The sequence below is a fragment of the Paenibacillus thalictri genome, from assembly GCF_004307995.1.
Taxonomy (GTDB): domain Bacteria; phylum Bacillota; class Bacilli; order Paenibacillales; family NBRC-103111; genus Paenibacillus_AF; species Paenibacillus_AF thalictri.
The window spans coordinates 268,515-287,799 of record NZ_SIRE01000008.1; the positions used below are offsets into that span (position 1 = coordinate 268,515).

Genomic DNA, 19,285 nt, shown 5'->3' on the forward strand with positions numbered 1-19,285 from the left:
CCGCAGTATCCGGGGAAAAAAGAGTTGATTGCCGGAAATGAAACGACCCGGTATGGTGTTAATAAAAAGGAGGCATGGTTCATGTTCATACAAACGGATACAGCTTTGGAAGAGCGCCCCGCGTTACAAAAGAAAACGAAAACGGGCATCGTCTGGCACGGCATCAAGAGAGATAAAATTCTTTATGTATTGATGCTGCCGGGCCTGCTTTTCTTCCTCATATTCAAATATGTCCCTTTGTGGGGGATCGTTATCGCATTTCAGGACTATTCACCGTATATGGGCATGTGGGCCAGTGACTGGGTAGGCCTGGATCACTTCACCCGATTGTTTGGCAATCTGGATTTTTTCATACTGTTCCGCAATACGATGCTGATCAGTTTGCTCAACCTTGTGTTTTTTTTCCCGGTACCGATCCTGTTGTCCTTGCTATTAAGCGAATTGAACAATATGGTGTTCAGGCGATGGGTGCAGTCGATCGTATATCTTCCGCATTTCCTGTCATGGGTCGTTGTGGTCGGCGTCACCTTCCTGCTGCTGTCGCAATCGTCTGGCGTTGTGAACTTGGCGCTTGCCGATATGGGTTTTCAGAAAATCGACTTCCTGACCAATAAATCGTTATTTTGGATCATGCTCACCTTGCAAAATATATGGAAGGAAACCGGGTGGGGCACAATCATTTTCCTTGCCGCTATCGCCGGCATTGATCCCCAGCTGTACGAGGCCGCCAAGATGGACGGAGCGAGCCGGCTGAGGCAAATATGGCATATTACGCTTCCGGCGATCCGCAGCGTCATCATCGTCTTGTTTATTTTACGCATCGGGCAAATTATGGACGTCGGCTTTGAACAGGTGTTTCTGATGATGAACGGGGCTGTATCGGAAGTGGCGGATGTGTTTGAAACTTACGTCTACCGGGTCGGCATCCAGGGCGGACAGTTCAGCTACAGCACGGCGGTTGGGTTATTCAAATCATTTGTCGGATTATTCCTGGTAGTCATTGCGAATCAGCTGGCCAAACGCTTCGGAGAAGAAGGTGTATATTGAGTACGCCCGGCACAGTAAAAAAGGAGGTTGCGAACATGAAAGAAAGCATAGGGGACCGACTATTCGGTTGGGCTAATGCCGTTATCCTCGTATTCATCAGCATTGTTACAATATTCCCGTTATATTATGTCCTTGTCGTTTCATTCACCAGTCCGTCGGAGTATTTGGATAAGATGGGGTTTGTGTTTTTCCCGGAGCAGTGGACGTTAAGATCGTATGAATATTTGCTCTCAACTTCGTCGTTTAAAGACTCCATGTTAGTCAGTTTATTTCTGTCTACCGTCGGTACAGCTTTAAGTTTGTTAGTCACAGCCGCATTATCTTACGGCTTGTCGAGAAAGCGATTACAGGGGCGCAAGCTGTTTCAGTTTCTCATTTTGATAACGATTTTATTTAACCCGGGCCTCATTCCGCCTTATTTGCTGGTACGGGATCTCGGACTGATGAACAGCATTTGGTCATTAATACTTCCCGTATTGACGAGCGGCTGGTATGTAATCTTGATGCGGAGCTTCTTCGACAGCATTCCGGTAGAGCTGGAGGATGCCGGAATGATCGACGGCTGCAGCGATGCCGGCATCTTCTTCAAAATCATCCTTCCGTTATCGTTGCCGGCCATGGCCGCGTTTGGCCTATTTTATGCGGTTTCATATTGGAATACGTTTTTTAACGCGATTCTTTACATTAACGATAATACCTTGTGGCCGCTGCAGCTGGTTTTGCGCAACATGCTGATCGATTCGTCCACGGCGGTCGGCGGGGCGGTAGCCATGGAAATGATGTCCGAACAGCAAATACCCGCGCAAACGTTAAAGATGGCCGCTGTGGTCATTGCCACGCTGCCGATATTGCTCGTATACCCGTTTCTGCAAAAACATTTCGACAAGGGGGTGATGTTGGGATCGGTAAAAGGCTAAGCGGCAAAACTTCATCGGATTTGTTACCCAATCTGTATAACCAACAAATAAGGGAGGTAGTTGTCTTGAAAGTAACGTTGAAACTTGTCGGAACCGGTATGGCGGCTTGTATGTTGTTATTGTCCGCTTGCTCGGGTGCCGCAAATACCGGAAAAAATGAAGGGGGAACCACAGCGGCCGGAACGAAAAGCGACAGCACGAATAAATCGGGGCCTCCAACGGAGATCAGCATTATTACCGAATTCCACACGACGGAGCCGCCTAGTCAAGAGAATCCGGTATTAAAGGAGTTCGAGAAACGCACCAATACGAAGCTGAATATCATTTGGGTTTCCCCGAACAATTGGACGGAAAAACAAAATGTCGTACTTGCTTCCGGCGATATGCCGGATTTAATGAAGGTGGCCGATCTGCGCAACCCGCTAATGCAGCAAATGGCAAGGCAAGGAGCATTCTGGGACTTGGCTCCCTTCATCAAAGATTACCCCCACTTAATGGAGTATCCGAAAAGCGTATGGGATTCGACCAAAATCAACGGGAAAAATTACGCTCTGCCATCGGTCAGACCGCTGGAAGGTTCGTCGGTTATGGGGATCCGCAAAGACTGGCTGGATAAATTGAACCTGAAGGTCCCGACCACAACGGATGAGCTGTATGGGGTTATGAAAGCGTTTGTCACTAAAGATCCCGATGGCAACGGCAAAAATGATACGGTCGGCTACAACATGAGAGACCCCGGACTTTTCTTGGAGAACGTCTTTAATAAAAGCAACGGCAAATGGAAGCTGCAGGACGGCAAGCTGGCCGACACCACGTTGGAGCCGGGAACGCGTGACTATTTGGTGTGGATGAACAAAGCGTATACGGAAGGCCTGATCCCCAAAGACTTCGCCGTGATGAAGACGACGCAAGCGGAGGAATTGGCCACATCGGGCAAATCCGGATTAACGACCGACGGGATGCTTGGATTATGGCGGCAAATCGAAAATCCGCGCAAATCCGACCCGAAGGCCGATTATATGGCCCTAACGTCCTTAAACGGCGTCACTACGCAATCCGCCGGGTTTCTCGGCGTGTACCTGATTCCCAAGAAGGTGCCCGAAGCCAAGGTGAAGAAAATTTTGGAGCTGATGGACTACGGCGCTACGGAGGAAGGCTTCAGCTTAGCGATATACGGCATCAAAGGCGTACATTACAACGAAGTCGACGGATTTAAAGTAGGGACCAAGCAAGCGGATACGGACAGTATTTCGGTCAGTTCCTTCGGTAAAATTTTCGAACGTTACGAGAAATATTTGTACGCTTATGCGCCAGGCATGACAAAAGAAGTGTTCGAGCGGAATAAAGTGATTTTGGATGAAAAAGCGAAAATCAGCATTCCCGATCCCTCCATCGGATTAATCTCGGAAACGGATATTCGCGTCGGTGCCGAATATAAGAAGAAAACCGACGATTTGAAGGTAAAGGTGATCATGGGACAGGAACCGATCGGGTCCTGGGACAATTATGTCAAAAAGCTGAAAGAGGACACGGAATATCAAAAAATAATTGCCGAAATGAACAAAGCTTACCAAGAACGGGCTAAATAACGAATTAATTAATGTGCTAAATAATTTTCGGCCCCAGTCGCACATACGTCGGGGTCGGCCTTATTAAAGATGGAGGAATGCGTATTATGAAACAATACAACTATACAGTTTTGATTCACGGCCAATTGTCGACAAACAAATTTCGTTATCCGAATGAAAAACGGGAGGTGATTTGCTCCACCACGCTGATCCAAGGAAACGGCGTCAACATCATCGTTGATCCGGGGTGGCGCGATGAGCCGCTGCTGGAGCAGCTTAAGCTGCACGGGTTGTCCCCGGAGCAAATCGACATCGTGTACGTCACTCATATGCATGCCGATCATTACCGTTCGATTCGGTTGTTTCCGCAGGCGAAGAAGTTGGGCTACCGCAAGGAAATCGACAATTGGAGGAACAAAATCAGCGAAGCCGACCGCGATATTTTGGAAAACCTGGAGCCGGTCGACAAGGAGATTTACGAGGACATAACAATCGTGGAAACACCCGGCCATACGCTGGAGCACACCTCCGTATTGTTTCAGCATCAAGGAAAGCAGGTGCTTGTCGCCGCGGACGCCGTTTTAGTGATCGAATATTTTGAACATAGGGAAGTACATGTCATTTCAGAAGATCAGGAGCTCGCCCGGCAGACGATCGATAAGGTCAGAGCTTTGGCGGATATCATCATCCCCGGGCACGATGCGCCATTTGAGAACTGGTTTAAGGATAACAAGCAGCGGTCGTAAAAGAAAAGGTAGAGATGGAGGAACTAGTTGATGGCATGGTGGTCAAATAACAACTTAAGGCTGATTCAAAATAATCTTCGAGAGTCTGACGCAAATCTCGATGTCGATTTGTTAATGGGACAACTTAACGAGCTATCGGCAAATGTGCTGATGATGAATGCCGGAGGCATCGTGGCTTTTTATCCAACGAAGCTGGAATATCATTACAGGGCGACGGGGCAGCAGAAGGATCTGCTCCGGGAGGCGATTGATAAAGCGCATGACCATGGCATGAAGTTTATTGCCCGGTTTGATTTCAGCAAGGCGCATGAATCGATTTTGGCCCGTAAACCGGAATGGTTCTACCGGACCAAGGAGGGGAAGGGGGTTAACTATTTTGGCATCGCGCATACTTGCCTAAACGGATATTACCAACGGGAATATTCGCTGCAGATCATTAACGAGGTCATCTCCAACTATGAGGTGGACGGTATTTTCTTTAACATGTTCGGCTACATCACAAGGGATTACAGCGGCAACGATTACGGCCTTTGCCATTGCAGCAATTGCCGGGAGAGATTTCGCGAACTGTACCATTTGGAGCTGCCGGAGAAAGCAGACCCAAGCGATCCTGTGTACAAGCAGCACAAGTTGTTCCAGGAGCAAACGACACGGGAGATGCTTGACCGGATTCACGATCTGGTAAAAAGTAAAAACAAAGATATCGCCATCTCGACCTATAACGAACATAAAGTGGACATTGTCCGCAAGGAGTCAAACACAGATAAAGCAAGGCCCCATCCCGTTTGGCTTTACTCCGCTTCGGAAAATGTGAAGTCACTGGAGGATTCCTGGGACGACAAGCTGATCAGCAACTGCTGTATCAATGCGGTCGATCTGGTGCACCGGTTTACGGCGGTGTCCAAACATGAGATCGCTATCCGGCTGAAAGAGAGCTTGGCCAGCGGCTCGGGGCTGGACTTCTGCATCATCGGCGTATTTGACGACTATCCTGACAGGGAGAACCTGCCGGTCGTCGCCGAAATTTTTCAATACCATAAGGAAAATGAAGCGTATTACGGGAATTTTCAATCCGTAAGCGAGGTAGCCCTAATCAAGCCAAGATCAACTGTACAATCCGATGCCAAGGAATATTTCGGGCTATTCAAAATGCTGAAAGAAGAGCATGTGCTTTTTGACGTCATCCATCAAAATACACTGGTTCAGAGCAGAGAGCGGCTGAGCCGTTATAAGGTGGTGCTGATTCCGGATATTATCGGGTTTACAGACGAGGAGCTTAACGTGCTGGAGCAGCTATCTCGCGAGGGCCGCTGTTTGTTCAGCACGGGCCGCTCATTCACCTTGGATGATGCAAATCGGGCGTTTATGGAGCGAATTTTCGGCGCTTCTTGGGTGGAGACGCATCATTTCTACCGGGAAGCGGCGTATTTACAGACCGGAGACAAACAAGTGTTCAAAAGCTTCGGCCAGCGGGATTGGCTGCTGCTGGACGGTTCATTCTGCCGCGTACGATATGCCGAGAATATGACAAGGCATCTGCCCTTGGTAGTCCCATCCACCTTCGGGCCGCCGGAGAGGGCGTATGGACATAGTGTGTCCACGGAGTGGTTCGGCGCAGGCATTGGCGCAGGCGGACAGCACGGCAGCGGCACGACGGTACATCTGCCTTGGCAGCCCGGCCGGCTTTATTATATGTTCGGATATGCTGACAATAAACGGGTGATCACGGACCTTCTCGATCAAATTGTATCCTATCGCAGTCATGTTACGACCAACGCGCCGCAAACGGTCGAATTGTTTTATAATAAAATAGATGAACAAACCTACATCCTACATCTGCTCAACGTGTCAGGTTTTAACGGTGTCACCTATTTCGAACCGGTTCCTGTTCACGATATTACCGTCACGCTGCCGCAAATAAAGGAATGCAAACATGTGGCGAGTTTGATTCGCGGACAAAGTATTTTTTCCACGATGGATGAGCATGGCTTGACGCTTGAAGTGCCTCAACTTTCCGATTTTACAGCAATCCTGTTGAAAACCATATAAACCGTTCTTATTTTAATTTTGCCGCGTAAATCGCGGCTTTTATTGTTTTCCACGGCAGGGTAAAATGAGATTAATGACACACACATCAGGAATTATGGACGAAGATGACCCATAAAGTTAGTTGTAGCAACATACGAATGGGGGAGTCAAATGTATTATCAACCATGGACTTTGTATTCTTCGCCCGCTTCACCCATAGTTCCCGCATGTCATCATACGATCGAAGTGACCGGGGAAGGGGTAGTCCCGGTAGCTCCTCAGAAAGCGATTATCACTCTGGGAGTTGTAACCGAGAATATCAGCTTAACTGCGGCTCAGAAAGAAAATGCGGGTACTGTTACCAATATCATCGAAGCTTTATTGAGCTTATCCGTCCCTAAGGAACATATTCAAACGACGCAATACAGCATCGATATCCAATATAATTATGAGGACGGCAAACAGACATTTCGAGACTATAAAGTCACTCATTTACTGCAGCTAACGATAGATAAAATCGAACTGACCGGGTTTATCGTGGATACAGCCGTCAAGAACGGCGCCAATACGGTGTCGAACATCCAATTTACATTGGATCACCCGGAGACGGCCTATAACAACGCCTTATCTTTAGCTATAAAAAATAGCCAGGAAAAAGCAGCAACCATAGCCAACACATTAGGCGTGAAGATTCATCCGCTTCCTTGCCTTGTTCAGGAGTTATCTCGGGCCAATGAACAACTTCCATCCCCCGTATCGTTTGCCATGAAGGCAGTTACGCCAATTCAGCCGGGGGAGTTGAGAATTTCCGCTGCGATTAAAGCCAATTTCACCTACAGTTAAAGCCGGAAATACGCCTCGTAGAAGCAGAGTTGAGGGGAAGGAGGGAATGAAAAAAAGCCCTTAAAAGAGCTTTCGGAATCTTGCCGTATTGGGTTTACGTAATTGTTTTCTTCCAACCCACGCGATGCCGGTTATAGAAAACACAATAAGAATGCAGCCTTCAAAAACGGATATATGATCATCATTAGTCCATACAAGCGTAAGGAAAAATAAAATCCACAAATTGACGTAAATGTATTCATAAAGTAACCTCGGCAATTTAACATCCCTCCCCTGAGTACATTTTATATGAAGAATAAGAGGATGTGAATGATGTGGAGAAAATAATTTTGAAAGCATTTACATTTTTATGTAATCAAGGGTTTGATTGGTCGATATGCGGCGGTACAGCAATTGATTTATTTATAGGCAGGCAAACTCGCATACATAAAGATCTGGATGTTGCTGTATTTTGGGAAGATAGGAATTCAATCATTGAATTGATGTTAAGTTCGGGCTGGAGAGTACTTCAGGCATGTGGCGGTGGCGTAGTTCAAGAGCTAAAGGGGATGCAAAAGGAGTCATTTGAAAAGCGAAATTTATTTTGTTTTAATGCCCATGAGGAACGGGTTAGATTGGAGCTGATTGAAGAAGAAAGGTATCGGTTTGGACTGGAAAAGACGGAACAACGGGATTTTACATATGTTGAATTCCTTTTTAATGACCGCCATAATGGAGAATTATACTTACCAGGGAATTCGAACATTAAACGCGAGCTGAATAAAGCTATATTATCAGCTTCGGATGAAGTGCCTTATCTGGCTCCTGAATTAGTTCTATTTTATAAATCAAGTTATTTGAATGGTTCCGATGCGGCGGATCATCATCAAGACTTTGCAGTGACCTTACCACATCTTAATGTGGAGCAAAAGGGATGGCTAAGGGAAGCCCTTGAAAAGCAATATTCTAAAGATCACGCCTGGTTAAAAAGATTGAACTGACGGCTGACGACGTCGGAAGGATAGATGCCGTGGCAGCGGAGCAGCCAAATATTCAATAGGATTTATGATTTTGCAGGATATGAGTGAAAAAGGAGATGCCGGCTTTGAGCAAAAAGGTGGATTATAAAAAAGATTACAAGCAGTTCTATATGCCGAAACCGGTACCGGACATCTTGTTTGTACCGAAGATGCCGTTTATTATGGTTGATGGATCCGGGGATCCGAATGGCGAGGCATTCGCCATGGCAGTTGAAGCTTTATACAGTATGAGTTATTCGGTGCGAATGTCCTACAAAAGTAAAGATGTGCCCGTTGGATATTACGACTATACGGTTTTTCCGCTTGAGGGCCAATGGGACTTGCTTGATCGCTCAAAACCGGCGACGGACAAAAGCAATTTTAAGTATACGGTCATGATACGCCAACCCGATTTTTTGACTGAAGAAGGGTTCGAGCGATTTTGGGAACAGACAAAAAAGAAAAAACAAAATCCGTTCCTTGAGAAAGTCCGGTTTGAACATGCGGAAGACGGATGGAGTTGTCAAATGATGCACGTGGGAAGCTTTGATAATGAGCCAGAAAGTTTTGCGCGTATGGAAGCGTTTTGCAGTGAAAATGGATTTATCCGTTCAAGCAAAATTCATCGGGAAATTTATTTATCGGATCCCCGACGAATTGAACCGTCCAAGATGAAAACCGTGTTAAGATTCCCTGTCAACAAATTAAACAAACCTTGATATCCAGACATTACGTTATTGGACAAGCTAGTCAATTGAAAATTGAAAACCGGCATCCTCGATTTTCGCAATCCGTAAGAAATGTTCTCATGTTCGGCATGTTAGGATGAAGGGGATAAGACGGTGTTGACCAGAGGAGCGATTACCATGAACGTTATTGAGGATTGGATCGGCGAATTAAAAAGGGAAGCCGTATCGACGCGGACGCTTCTCGAAAGAATTCCGGAAGACAAGTTTTCTTGGAGGCCTCATCCGAAATCGATGTCTTTAGGACAACTCGCCTTGCACACTGCGGGAGTGGCCGGTGGGCTGGCTCTGTTGCTTGACGAAGCAGTCAGCGAACTTCCGGTCGTTCCGCTGCTGGAGCCTGCCACTCGGCAAGAACTGCTCGAATCGCTGGAGTGGAGCGTGTCTCTCGCCGAGAGCAAGCTTCGGGAATGGGGAGAAGATTACTTAAGGAATACGTGGAAGCTCGTCAACAAAGGGGAAACCATCTTGGAGGCGCCACGGATCGACATGGCGCGTGCGCTGATGTTTAATCACGTGTATCATCATCGGGGGCAGTTAACGGTCTATCTCCGACTGCTTGACATACCGGTTCCAGGAACATACGGCCCCAGTGCGGACGAAAATTAAACGCTCATTCTAAACTCCTTGCCCAGCAGGGAGTTTTTTAGATTTTTAAAATCAAAAAAACCTCAAGCATTTCTGCCAGGTTCTCAGGTATTGTTGCATATAAACAAACACGATGATATAATCATTTTACGAATATTCACGGTAGAATGAACATAAATATGACATCTTACAATTTAATTGTAGCATGCCGGTAAACCCTTGTCAAATGTTTTCTCAATTTAATGGTTAGGAGCGATATTAAATGAGCTCATTGGTTCTTGGCTTCGAAGAAATCGAAAAAACTCAGCTTTGGCTTGTTGGCGGAAAAGGATTACATGTAGCGCAATTATCGAAAATTCAAGGAATACAAGTGCCGGAAGGTTTTTGCGTGACGACAGCAGGTTTTCAAAAAGCGATTAAACAAAACGCCACGTATTATGCTTTGCTCTATCGGCTAGCCCTACTAAAAGCAGAGGATCGAAATCAAATTGGCGAAATCAGCAGGGAAATTCGGCAGATCATTATGGAAGCGGAAATTCCTGCCGATGTAGTGAAAGCAGTTACTCAATATCTTTCTCGGTTCGGAGAAAAATATGCTTATGCTGTGCGTTCCAGTGCGACAGCTGAAGATTTACCGCATGCTTCTTTTGCCGGCCAACAAGATACCTATTTAAATATTATCGGCGTAGAAGCCATCCTGCAGCATATCAGCAAATGCTGGGCTTCCTTATTTACCGATCGCGCGGTAATCTACCGTATACAAAATAGATTTGACCACAGTCAAGTTTATTTATCCGTTGTCGTTCAAAGGATGATCTCCTCGCAGGCTTCAGGGATTATGTTTACCGCTGATCCGGTATCCTCAAACCGCAAGCTGTTATCCATCGATGCCGGCTTTGGACTCGGGGAAGCATTGGTCTCGGGTCTGGTATCTGCGGATTGTTATAAAGTTCGGGAAGGGGAAATCATCGATAAAAGGATTGCAGCCAAAAAGTTAGCTATCTATGGACGAAAAGAAGGCGGAACAGAGACCCTCCAGCTCGATCCCGAACAGCAGCAACATCAAACACTTAGCGATCAACAAATTTTACAATTGGCACGTATCGGAAGACAGATTGAAGCTTATTTTGGCTGCCCGCAAGACATCGAATGGTGTTTGGCCCATGATACATTTTACATTGTTCAGAGCCGGCCCATCACGACTTTATTCCCAATTCCTGAAGCAAATGATCAAGAAAATCACGTATACCTTTCTGTAGGTCATCAGCAAATGATGACCGATGCCATGAAGCCGCTGGGATTGTCCTTTTTCCTATTAACGACTCGTGCGCCGATGCGTAAAGCAGGCGGAAGATTGTTTGTTGATGTTACGCCTTTGTTGGCTTCGCCGGCCAGCAGAACGACAATAGTAGAAACTCTGGGAAATTCCGATCCGCTCATAAAAGACGCGCTGATGACCATAATAAATCGGGGAGATTTTATAAAATCGCTACCGGATGATAAAGTATCGCCTAATACCACCGTTAGATATGCCAATATGCCGGATCAACTTGAAAGCGATCCGTCCATCGTTGCTGAGTTGATGAAGCGGAGTCAAACCTCGATAGAAAAATTAAAACAAAACATCCAAACAAAATCAGGGACCGCTGTATTTGATTTTATTTTGGAAGATCTCCAGGAATTAAAGAGCATTTTATTTGATCCGCAAAGTACGAATGTGATAATGGCGGCTATGAATGCTTCAGCGTGGATCAATGAAAACATAAACAAGTGGTTGGGTGAAAAAAACGCAGCGGATACACTTTCCCAGTCTGTGGTTGGCAACATTACCTCGGAGATGGGGCTGGCGTTATTGGATGCCGCAGATGCAATCCGCCCTTATCCGGAAGTCGTTGCTTTCTTACAACACGTCGAAGAGGGTGACTTTGGGGATGAATTGGTTAAGTTCGATGGCGGACAGGAAACCCGTGACGTTATCTGCGCTTTTCTCAACAAATATGGAATGCGATGTGCCGGAGAAATCGACATAACCCGAACTCGATGGAGCGAAAAACCAACTACACTTGTTCCGATCATTTTGAGTAATATTAAAAACTTCGAGCCTAATGCCAGCAAGCGGAAATTTGAGCAAGGGCGGCAGGAAGCTTTGAAAAAGGAACAAGAGGTATTAGAACGGTTAAAGCAATTGCCGGATGGCGAGCAAAAAGCCAAAGAGACCAAACAAAGGATCGACCTGATCCGGAATTTCAGCGGGTATAGGGAATATCCCAAATACGGCATGGTTAACCGCTACTTCATATATAAACAGGCTTTACTGAAAGAAGCTGAGCAGCTCGTACACGCGGGTGTTATACATGAACAAGAAGATATGTATTATCTTACTTTTGAGGAGCTTCGTGAAGCCGTACGCACCAAGCAACTGGATGACCAGATCATCAGCAAACGAAAAGACGAATACATGTTATATGAAAAATTAACTCCGCCACGTGTAATCACGTCGGATGGCGAAATTATCGCTGGGGAGTACAGCCGGGAAAATATCCCGGCCGAAGCGATCGTAGGGTTACCGGTTTCATCTGGAGTTATTGAGGGGCGGGCACGTGTCATTTTAAACATGGAAGAGGCTGATCTGGAAGAGGGAGATATATTAGTCACCGCGTTTACCGACCCGAGTTGGACACCGCTGTTTGTATCTATAAAAGGTCTAATCACCGAAGTGGGCGGATTGATGACCCATGGAGCGGTTATCGCACGTGAATATGGCTTGCCGGCAGTTGTCGGCGTGGAGAATGCCACCAAGCTGATAAAAGACGGGCAGCGAATTCGCGTGCATGGAACAGAAGGGTATATTGAAGTGTTGTAAGCCGCAGGATAATTGGTCATAGTGGCCTCCTCACGAATGATTTGCTTTGTCATCCAACAATGCATACGGATCATTCTAGCAGGGGGCACTATGACCAATAAGGTATGAATGAAAACCCTTAAAATTGTAACAACACCTGCCAAAGACTGGACAGCAGAGATGGCAAATAAAGTAAAAAATTATTTGCAAAATGGCGGAAAAGCGGTGTTTGCGCTTAATTTTACAACTTCCGGGTTTCCTAATCTCATGTCAGTGTTGGGTGCCTACGGAGTGTCTGTAGATAATAAGGTGATCATAGAACCAAATACAAACAATGCTTTACCTAATCAACCTACGGTATTGCTGCCTAATATGGAAGCAACTGAAATTACAAAAAATATGGCAGACAAACAATACAAAGTGTTGCTGCCGGTAGCAACTGACATTAAACAAAATGATATAAAGAGAACTTCTTTAAAAATCAATCCGTTATTAACCAGTTCAACTAAGGCGTATGCTAAAAATAGCTCGGCTCAAAGTATTGAAAAAGCGAATGGCGATATGTCAGGGCCGTTTAATCTGGCAGTCATGATTACGGATTATACGAATACGCAAGCGTATGTCGAAACCAAATTAATCGTGATGGGTACAGATACGTTAATATCGCCTGAATCCAACTCAGTATCCGGGGGAACGAATTATAATTTCATAGTAAATTCAATAAATTGGACTCAAGGCAAAGAAAGCGGAAGCTACATCCCTCCTAAAGCCCCTAATGTGGCTGCCCAGTTGCAATTAAGTGGCGGACAAGCGGTTCTCATAACATTAATAACCGTAATTGTCATTCCATTCATGCTATTAACTAGTGGCATTGTGGTTTGGGCTAGAAGGAGAAACAGCTAAATGAAGAAAAAAATGATATTTTTAAGCGCGGTGGCCGCGGTTTTGGTTATCCTATTGATGATTCAATTTGCAATTCAACCCATTGATAATCAAAAAGGAACTCAAGCAGCGGCAGCGGAAACAACCGTGTCAACACCCGCATTTTCGATTGATGGCAATGAAAGCGATGTAAAAGAAATCAAAATCGTAAACGCAGCCGGTATGGTTGAATTGGTACATGCAAAGGGGACTTCGGGTAACGAGAGTAAAGATTGGGTTTTGGGAACAAAACCGGACTTTCCGGTTGACCAGGAGTTGTTAAACGAAATTGCTGTAAGCGCTATATCTACGAAGTTCAGTTTGCTTGACGAACATGCAGCGAATGTACAGCAATTCGGGTTAGGTCCTGCACATGCTGAAGTGATTGTTTCTCTCAAAAATGGAAGAGATTATACAATAAAAATAGGTAAACCAACTCCGGACCAGGCCAATTATTATGCTGCTATTGAAAATGAAAAAGGAATTTATTTAATGAGCAGCGGTAATGCAGCCAAATTATTAGTAAGTTCAAACGATTTGTTTGACAAAAACTTGCCTGAAATGAATTTGAAAAACTTGAAGTCAATGGAGGTACTTAAGTCAGCTCAGCTTTTTTTAGATCTGAAAGCCAAACAAAACATAACGTCTACACCTGCAGCTTTAACAGGAGGGCAGCCTTTACCAACCAATCATTTAGTTATGAAGTACCCTATACCTGATAGAGATGTTTACTTGGAGGATTTCGCCAAACGTGCTTTTGGATTAAACGCGGGTGCCTTCAATATAACTAGTAACACGATAAAAGTAATATCACTGGTTGAGGAGAAGCAGTCAGACTTGGGACGTTACGGGCTTTCGGTGCCTGCATTAGAGCTTAACATTCAAGATGATAAAAATAATTATCATCTAATGTTCGGTGACGCTAGCGGCGATATCATGTATGCTAAATTTGCTGATAAGAACTATATTTTTTCGATAAGCAGAGAGAGTGTCCATCCATTACTTACATTTGAGCCCATTCAGTTCATAGATCGCTTTTTGGCCCTAATCAATATAATTGATTGTAACCAAATTTCAATCGAAACTTCATCTGCGAAATTCGATGTAAACATGAATCACAAACAATTACCTTCAGCAAGCGGACAATCAACCCAAGGAGAAATACAAAGCGGAACCATTAACGGTAAAATGATCGAGCTTGATCAATTAAAAAAGTTGTATCAAATGATCATAGGACTGAGTTTTGATGCGTTCATAGAACCTGTAGAAAAACCTGGAGATCCATTAACTACGATAAAATATACAACTATAAAAGGAGAAAAGACCGTAACGTTCTATCAATATAACGATAACTTCTATGTAGTCAAAGTAGATGATGGACCTGCTCAATATTTAATAAATGAACAAGCCGTTCATGAAGTCATTACGGCCTGCAAGGAAAGCATGTAACAATCACATTATGAGTTAGGGGATGGCACTTGTGAAAGCACTAATTATTTCTGATGTCCACGCCAATATTTATGCATTGGAAAACATATGGAAACAAGAGAAAGACAGTGATGTCATTTATTGTGCGGGGGATTTGGTTGATTACGGACCTTTTCCTAAGGAAGTAATACAGTGGGTTACAGAGCATAAGGTTTTATGCGTGAAAGGAAACCATGATGAGCGTGTAGCTGCCTTATATCGCAACAAAGATCAATTGTGGAATGTTTCGGATGAGGAGCGAACTTGGGCACATGACAATGCTCAGAAGCTGAATGAGGCGGAAATTGAATTTTTGGAAAATCTGCCGCAATCAATCACATTCACTATGGATTCTATTGGATACAGCATGCAGCATATGTACAACAATTACGAGACCATTGCCAGCCTTCACCATTATTATAACTTTTGGGAACAGATGACCAAAGAACCGATTGCGAGCATGGAACATAAACGAATGATATTCGGCCACACGCACCGGAGAGCTATTCATTATCTCAGCAACCATGAACTTTGGATGAATCCCGGTAGTATCTCGTATCGCAGGCCGGACGATCCGTCTAAAGAAGCACATTATATGACAATCACAGATGGGCGTATCGATATGAAGAGTTTATCGTATGATCGTTCACCTCTGCTGCAGGCAACCTTGTCCACAACACTTAAGCAAAAAGGAGAACGAGATGTAGCTCTTGTCTTTTTCGGAGAAAAGTAGAGGAGCTGCTGTAAATTCAAGTTTTTTATTTTATCGGGGCAGATTCTTAAGACAAATCAGTGTCAAGAATCCGCCCCGATGTGTATTCCTTTTATCGGTTTCTTACGGAAGCAATTGTTGCGTTTTCCGGAACTTGAACCAATTTGGATTTTGTAATTCCGATTTTTTGAGAAATATAAATACCCGTATGACCGGAGAATAAATAGCTGATGGCGCAGCCCATAAACATATAGACCATTCCTTGCGACCCGAAAAGTTCAATCCCCATAACAAAGCAAGCCAGAGGGGTATTGGTCGCACCGCAAAATACGGCGATAAATCCGATGGCCGCGAGCAATGGAGCGGAAACATGCAAGAGGTCGGCCAGCGAGCTGCCCAGCGTTGAACCGATAACAAATAAAGGCGTAACTTCTCCGCCCTGAAACCCTGCGCCGAGCGTAAGTGACGTGAAAATCGTCTTCCAAAGAAATGCCAGATGAGGGACCGATTGCTCAAATGATTGAGAAATCAGCGGAATGCCAAGCCCCAGATAATCGCGAGTGCCGAAGGCATAGGTCAGCCCAATAATGACGATTCCGCCAACGAAGCTTTTCAGTATTGGATTTGTAAACATTTTCGTAAACAGCTTCTTTAGTCCGTGCGTCAGCTCACTAAACAAGATGCTGGCAAGCCCAAATACAATCGATGCGATGATGATTTTGAAAACAAGGGAACCTGATACATCGGGTACATGCCCGATCGAGAAATGCACATGCTGAATCCCCCAGGCAGCGGTAACCAAATTCCCCACAAAACTTGCGATAAAGCAGGGGACCAGCGCTTCATATTGGACCACACCAATCGCAAGTACCTCAAGCCCGAAAATCGCTCCGGCCAATGGCGTGCCAAAAACAGATCCAAATCCGCTGCTAATGCCGCACATCAAAATAATGCGGCGATCCGCCTGATTTAATTTGAAAAGATTGCCGACCCATTCTGAAAAACTTCCTCCCATTTGCACGGCAGTTCCTTCCCGGCCGGCGGACCCCCCGAACAGATGCGTAATAAAAGTGCCAAAGAGCACGAGTGGCGCCATCCGAAACGGGATGGATCCGTTCCCCTCATGAATCTGCTCTAAAATCAGGTTGTTCCCTTTCGATGAGGTTTTCCCGTATTTGTAATATAAATAGCTAACGAAAGCTCCGCCGAAGGGGAGTAAAAATAAGATCCACGGATGATTCAAACGTTCGTTGGTCGCCAAATCTAAGCTTGCCAAGAATAACGCGGAAGCCGAACCGGTTAAAACACCTACAATACTGCCCAGAAAGATCCACTTCATAAAGGAACCAAGAATCGCCACATGCATGACTTTTTCCGCTAGGGCGTACGCTTTTTGTCTCTGACTTAATGCGAATTTTACCACTGCCAAGTTTCTCTCCTTTAATTTTCTTTGTTTTTTTGTTGTTGTACAGCAATAAAGCGATTGATTTTCCTCCTTTTTGTACGTATTGCCGCTGTTTTCGACAAAAAAAATAGACTCCTACCAGCATAAATAAACTGGTAGGAGTCATTAGCACAACGGCGGTTATGGCGAACTCCATCGCCTATTAAACTATGTTTTATTTTACAATAATCGCTTTATTTCGTCAATTGATTCTTGCCGGCAGCGCCGCCATAAAAACCACGAATACGATCGCAGTCCAAAACGGATAGATGTCCGTACCCTTACTGCCATTATCCGAATTATGGAAAAAAACTTCAAATGATCGGTACCTGTGCCGATGAATAATGTATAAATCATCCAAATGATTTGGGAACTTACATCATGCAATCAAAGGAGAACTTTATGTGGAGAAAAACGTTTTTATGCTTTTGCCTAGGCATGCTGAGTTTTGTGTCGGTCATGTATGCGGAAGAAAGCAGCCCTAAAGGAATAAGCTTAAGCTGGATTCACGATTCGGGCGCGGCGGTAGTCAAGCAGCCGTTCGGCGGCGGGCTGACAGCAAACGCTTCGGCCGTGAATGTGGATACTGACGGCAATGTGATCTATGCCGCCTATATGTCAACGGACACCGTCACCGTCCGCTCTTTCTCTCCGGAAGGCATTCTGAACTGGCGTCAGGATTTCGATGCCGCTCAAGTAACCCCCTTTTTGGCAGTGAGCCGAGACGGGAATACCTATATCTACTTTCACAAAGTGACCCCAAGCGGCGTCAGTGTGCATGTATATGCCATTAACAACAGCTCCGGAGAAATCCGGTGGGAACGCATGTTTAATTCGCCGTGCTCGGTTTCAGTGCGAAATGTAGACGGAGTTAACGTTTATTGCCGTACCGGCGGAGCACTCTACAGCGGGGACAGCAGTCTGACGGCCATCGACAGTAACGGAGAGGAGCTTGGAAGCCTTATGATTAGCGGAGAACTTAAAGGCCCTGGCTTCAGCTCCGTAACGATCCCCGGTTTAAACAGCCCGGATACGGAGGTTGCTCCGGGTTGGCTCGTATCGATTCAACAAGATACGTTCAGTGTATATAGCGAATACGGACAGCGGGTTTATACGGTTCCATCCGAAGATATCGCCGAACTTAACGCCAATCCGTGGCTGATCGGCTATTATGTATTTGATGACGGCTCGATGCTGCTGCGTTCGGATACGCAATCCCGATATTACGATCAAGACGGACAGTTGCAGTGGACCCGGGCATTCGGCAGACAATCCAATTTTGTATTTGCGCTAAGCCGCCTGTATTACTATGACAACAATTCGAACAACTTGCATAAAATCAGCAGGGCGGACGGAAGCGACGAACTTACGTTTACTGCGGATCGTAACATGACGAAGGTGTATTTCGATAAGGCAGCTTCCATATCCGGCACGGCGGACGGCGGCGTCATTTTTGCCGGCACGCAGTCGTATTGGACGACCGCATTGGAACCCGATACGATGAAACCGCTCATCCGGTTTCCAGTTGAGATATCTGCCGATTCGGCCAAATCGGCGGCAGCCGGTCTTGTCAGCGAACACAACGCAAAGCTGGATCCGGACAACATCTATACGGCAAGTTTTCCATCCGCTATCGATTTTGAACGAAAACAACTCTATTACCTCAGCGCGTTTGGTGACGGCAAACTCGACAGTACGATATTTGGCCTGTTTTCCGCCAAGCTGCCTTTTGCCGACGCAGCCAACCATCCCGGAGCGCAAGATTTGCTGCGTTTGTATCGCGAAGGGGTCATTTCGATTCCAAGCGACGGACTGATCCGCCCTGACGAGCCGCTTACAAAAGAGCAATTTATCGCCATGCTCACTCGTGCAGCCAAGGTAGGAGGCCAATACAAGGGGCCGACATTTACCGATGTTCAGCAGGATCGCTGGTCGTATTATTTGATCGAAAAGGCTGTTGTGCTGCGGATCTTGGACAAAGGCGAGGGAAAACTGAACCCCGAAAAGCTGATTACAAGCGGAGAATGCGCCGCTATGGCGGGAAAAGGGGCACAGCTGTTAAAATTGCCTGCCTTCTCCCCGAAACCGGTCGTGTATTCGGATGATGAATACATCGCCGCGGCGACAAATGCAAACTTCCTTGACGGAATAGCCCTTTTCGACAAAAACAAAAACATAACGAAAGCCGAGGCGGCTTCCATCATCGTCCGGTTTATGGATTATCGGGACTCTCAACGTGCAGCGAAGCCGTAAGACCAGGGATCTGATTAATAAGTAAATTAACTTCCAAATAAAACCAGCTGTAGTCTTGGACTGAAAAAAGTCCTAGACTGCTGCTGGACGTTAGTACATTTTCCGACCTCACAGCGTTTTCATTTCCATTTTCAAAAAAATGCAAGAAATGGGTAAATGTTTTTG

15 protein-coding genes and 1 riboswitch are annotated in these 19,285 nt (G+C 45.5%); of the genes, 14 read left to right on the top strand and 1 reads right to left on the bottom strand.

Going from position 1 to position 19,285, the window contains the following annotated elements; translation table 11 throughout:
• The first annotated feature begins 81 nt into the window (after positions 1 to 81).
• The 13 genes from EYB31_RS12950 (at position 82) to EYB31_RS13010 (ending at position 15,444) form a co-directional block, all read left to right on the top strand.
• The gene (locus EYB31_RS12950; protein WP_131013752.1) at positions 82 to 1,047 is read left to right on the top strand and encodes an ABC transporter permease; all 966 of its coding nucleotides are present in this window, start codon (positions 82 to 84) and stop codon (positions 1,045 to 1,047) included.
• 35 nt (positions 1,048 to 1,082) lie between these two features.
• Positions 1,083 to 1,964, top strand: a complete 882-nt coding sequence (locus tag EYB31_RS12955) for a carbohydrate ABC transporter permease (protein ID WP_131013753.1) — start codon at positions 1,083 to 1,085, stop codon at positions 1,962 to 1,964.
• A gap of 65 nt (positions 1,965 to 2,029) precedes the next feature.
• Positions 2,030 to 3,553: an extracellular solute-binding protein gene (locus EYB31_RS12960; RefSeq protein WP_240762379.1), complete on the top strand. Its 1,524-nt coding sequence runs from the start codon at positions 2,030 to 2,032 to the stop codon at positions 3,551 to 3,553.
• An 86-nt stretch (positions 3,554 to 3,639) separates the two neighbouring features.
• Positions 3,640 to 4,278 (top strand): MBL fold metallo-hydrolase, encoded by a 639-nt coding sequence (locus EYB31_RS12965; RefSeq protein WP_165452389.1) that lies wholly within the window; start codon positions 3,640 to 3,642, stop codon positions 4,276 to 4,278.
• Between the two features lie 30 nt (positions 4,279 to 4,308).
• Positions 4,309 to 6,327 (top strand): alpha-amylase family protein, encoded by a 2,019-nt coding sequence (locus EYB31_RS12970; protein ID WP_131013755.1) that lies wholly within the window; start codon positions 4,309 to 4,311, stop codon positions 6,325 to 6,327.
• Positions 6,328 to 6,477: 150 nt separating this feature from the next.
• The gene (locus tag EYB31_RS12975; RefSeq protein ID WP_131013756.1) at positions 6,478 to 7,149 is read left to right on the top strand and encodes an SIMPL domain-containing protein; all 672 of its coding nucleotides are present in this window, start codon (positions 6,478 to 6,480) and stop codon (positions 7,147 to 7,149) included.
• Positions 7,150 to 7,463: 314 nt separating this feature from the next.
• Positions 7,464 to 8,129, top strand: coding sequence for a nucleotidyltransferase domain-containing protein (locus tag EYB31_RS12980; RefSeq protein ID WP_131013757.1), 666 nt, complete (start codon positions 7,464 to 7,466; stop codon positions 8,127 to 8,129).
• A gap of 104 nt (positions 8,130 to 8,233) precedes the next feature.
• Positions 8,234 to 8,866 (top strand): GyrI-like domain-containing protein, encoded by a 633-nt coding sequence (locus EYB31_RS12985; protein ID WP_240762380.1) that lies wholly within the window; start codon positions 8,234 to 8,236, stop codon positions 8,864 to 8,866.
• A 147-nt stretch (positions 8,867 to 9,013) separates the two neighbouring features.
• Positions 9,014 to 9,502, top strand: coding sequence for a DinB family protein (locus EYB31_RS12990; protein WP_131013758.1), 489 nt, complete (start codon positions 9,014 to 9,016; stop codon positions 9,500 to 9,502).
• A 241-nt stretch (positions 9,503 to 9,743) separates the two neighbouring features.
• Complete coding sequence (gene ppsA / locus EYB31_RS12995; RefSeq protein WP_131013759.1) at positions 9,744 to 12,344, top strand: phosphoenolpyruvate synthase; 2,601 nt, start codon at positions 9,744 to 9,746, stop codon at positions 12,342 to 12,344.
• Positions 12,345 to 12,452: 108 nt separating this feature from the next.
• Positions 12,453 to 13,226, top strand: a complete 774-nt coding sequence (locus tag EYB31_RS13000) for a motility-associated ABC transporter substrate-binding family protein (RefSeq protein WP_131013760.1) — start codon at positions 12,453 to 12,455, stop codon at positions 13,224 to 13,226.
• The gene (locus EYB31_RS13005; protein ID WP_131013761.1) at positions 13,227 to 14,693 is read left to right on the top strand and encodes a DUF4340 domain-containing protein; all 1,467 of its coding nucleotides are present in this window, start codon (positions 13,227 to 13,229) and stop codon (positions 14,691 to 14,693) included.
• 31 nt (positions 14,694 to 14,724) lie between these two features.
• Positions 14,725 to 15,444: a metallophosphoesterase family protein gene (locus EYB31_RS13010; protein ID WP_131013762.1), complete on the top strand. Its 720-nt coding sequence runs from the start codon at positions 14,725 to 14,727 to the stop codon at positions 15,442 to 15,444.
• A 91-nt stretch (positions 15,445 to 15,535) separates the two neighbouring features.
• Here EYB31_RS13010 and EYB31_RS13015 read toward each other — a convergent pair whose 3' ends face one another.
• Positions 15,536 to 16,789 carry a voltage-gated chloride channel family protein gene (locus tag EYB31_RS13015; protein ID WP_131013813.1) on the bottom strand — a complete coding sequence of 418 codons (1,254 nt, stop codon included), beginning with the start codon at positions 16,787 to 16,789 and terminating at the stop codon, positions 15,536 to 15,538.
• 188 nt (positions 16,790 to 16,977) lie between these two features.
• Positions 16,978 to 17,037, bottom strand: a riboswitch (Fluoride riboswitch).
• A gap of 268 nt (positions 17,038 to 17,305) precedes the next feature.
• On the opposite strand from EYB31_RS13015, the gene EYB31_RS13020 reads away from it, so the two are divergent.
• The gene (locus EYB31_RS13020; protein WP_165452390.1) at positions 17,306 to 19,120 is read left to right on the top strand and encodes an S-layer homology domain-containing protein; all 1,815 of its coding nucleotides are present in this window, start codon (positions 17,306 to 17,308) and stop codon (positions 19,118 to 19,120) included.
• Positions 19,121 to 19,285 lie beyond the last annotated feature (165 nt).

Excerpts from the sequence above, each read along its gene's own strand:
- EYB31_RS12975 (WP_131013756.1), top strand. The coding sequence starts at position 6,478 with ATGTATTATCAACCATGGACTTTGTATTCTTCGCCCGCTTCACCCATA.
- EYB31_RS12950 (WP_131013752.1), top strand. The coding sequence starts at position 82 with ATGTTCATACAAACGGATACAGCTTTGGAAGAGCGCCCCGCGTTACAA.
- EYB31_RS12970 (WP_131013755.1), top strand. The coding sequence starts at position 4,309 with ATGGCATGGTGGTCAAATAACAACTTAAGGCTGATTCAAAATAATCTT.
- EYB31_RS12955 (WP_131013753.1), top strand. The coding sequence starts at position 1,083 with ATGAAAGAAAGCATAGGGGACCGACTATTCGGTTGGGCTAATGCCGTT.
- ppsA (WP_131013759.1), top strand. The coding sequence starts at position 9,744 with ATGAGCTCATTGGTTCTTGGCTTCGAAGAAATCGAAAAAACTCAGCTT.
- EYB31_RS12990 (WP_131013758.1), top strand. The coding sequence starts at position 9,014 with ATGAACGTTATTGAGGATTGGATCGGCGAATTAAAAAGGGAAGCCGTA.
- EYB31_RS13015 (WP_131013813.1), bottom strand. The coding sequence starts at position 16,789 with ATGCATGTGGCGATTCTTGGTTCCTTTATGAAGTGGATCTTTCTGGGC.
- EYB31_RS13005 (WP_131013761.1), top strand. The coding sequence starts at position 13,227 with ATGAAGAAAAAAATGATATTTTTAAGCGCGGTGGCCGCGGTTTTGGTT.
- EYB31_RS13000 (WP_131013760.1), top strand. The coding sequence starts at position 12,453 with ATGAAAACCCTTAAAATTGTAACAACACCTGCCAAAGACTGGACAGCA.
- EYB31_RS12965 (WP_165452389.1), top strand. The coding sequence starts at position 3,640 with ATGAAACAATACAACTATACAGTTTTGATTCACGGCCAATTGTCGACA.
- EYB31_RS13020 (WP_165452390.1), top strand. The coding sequence starts at position 17,306 with ATGCTGAGTTTTGTGTCGGTCATGTATGCGGAAGAAAGCAGCCCTAAA.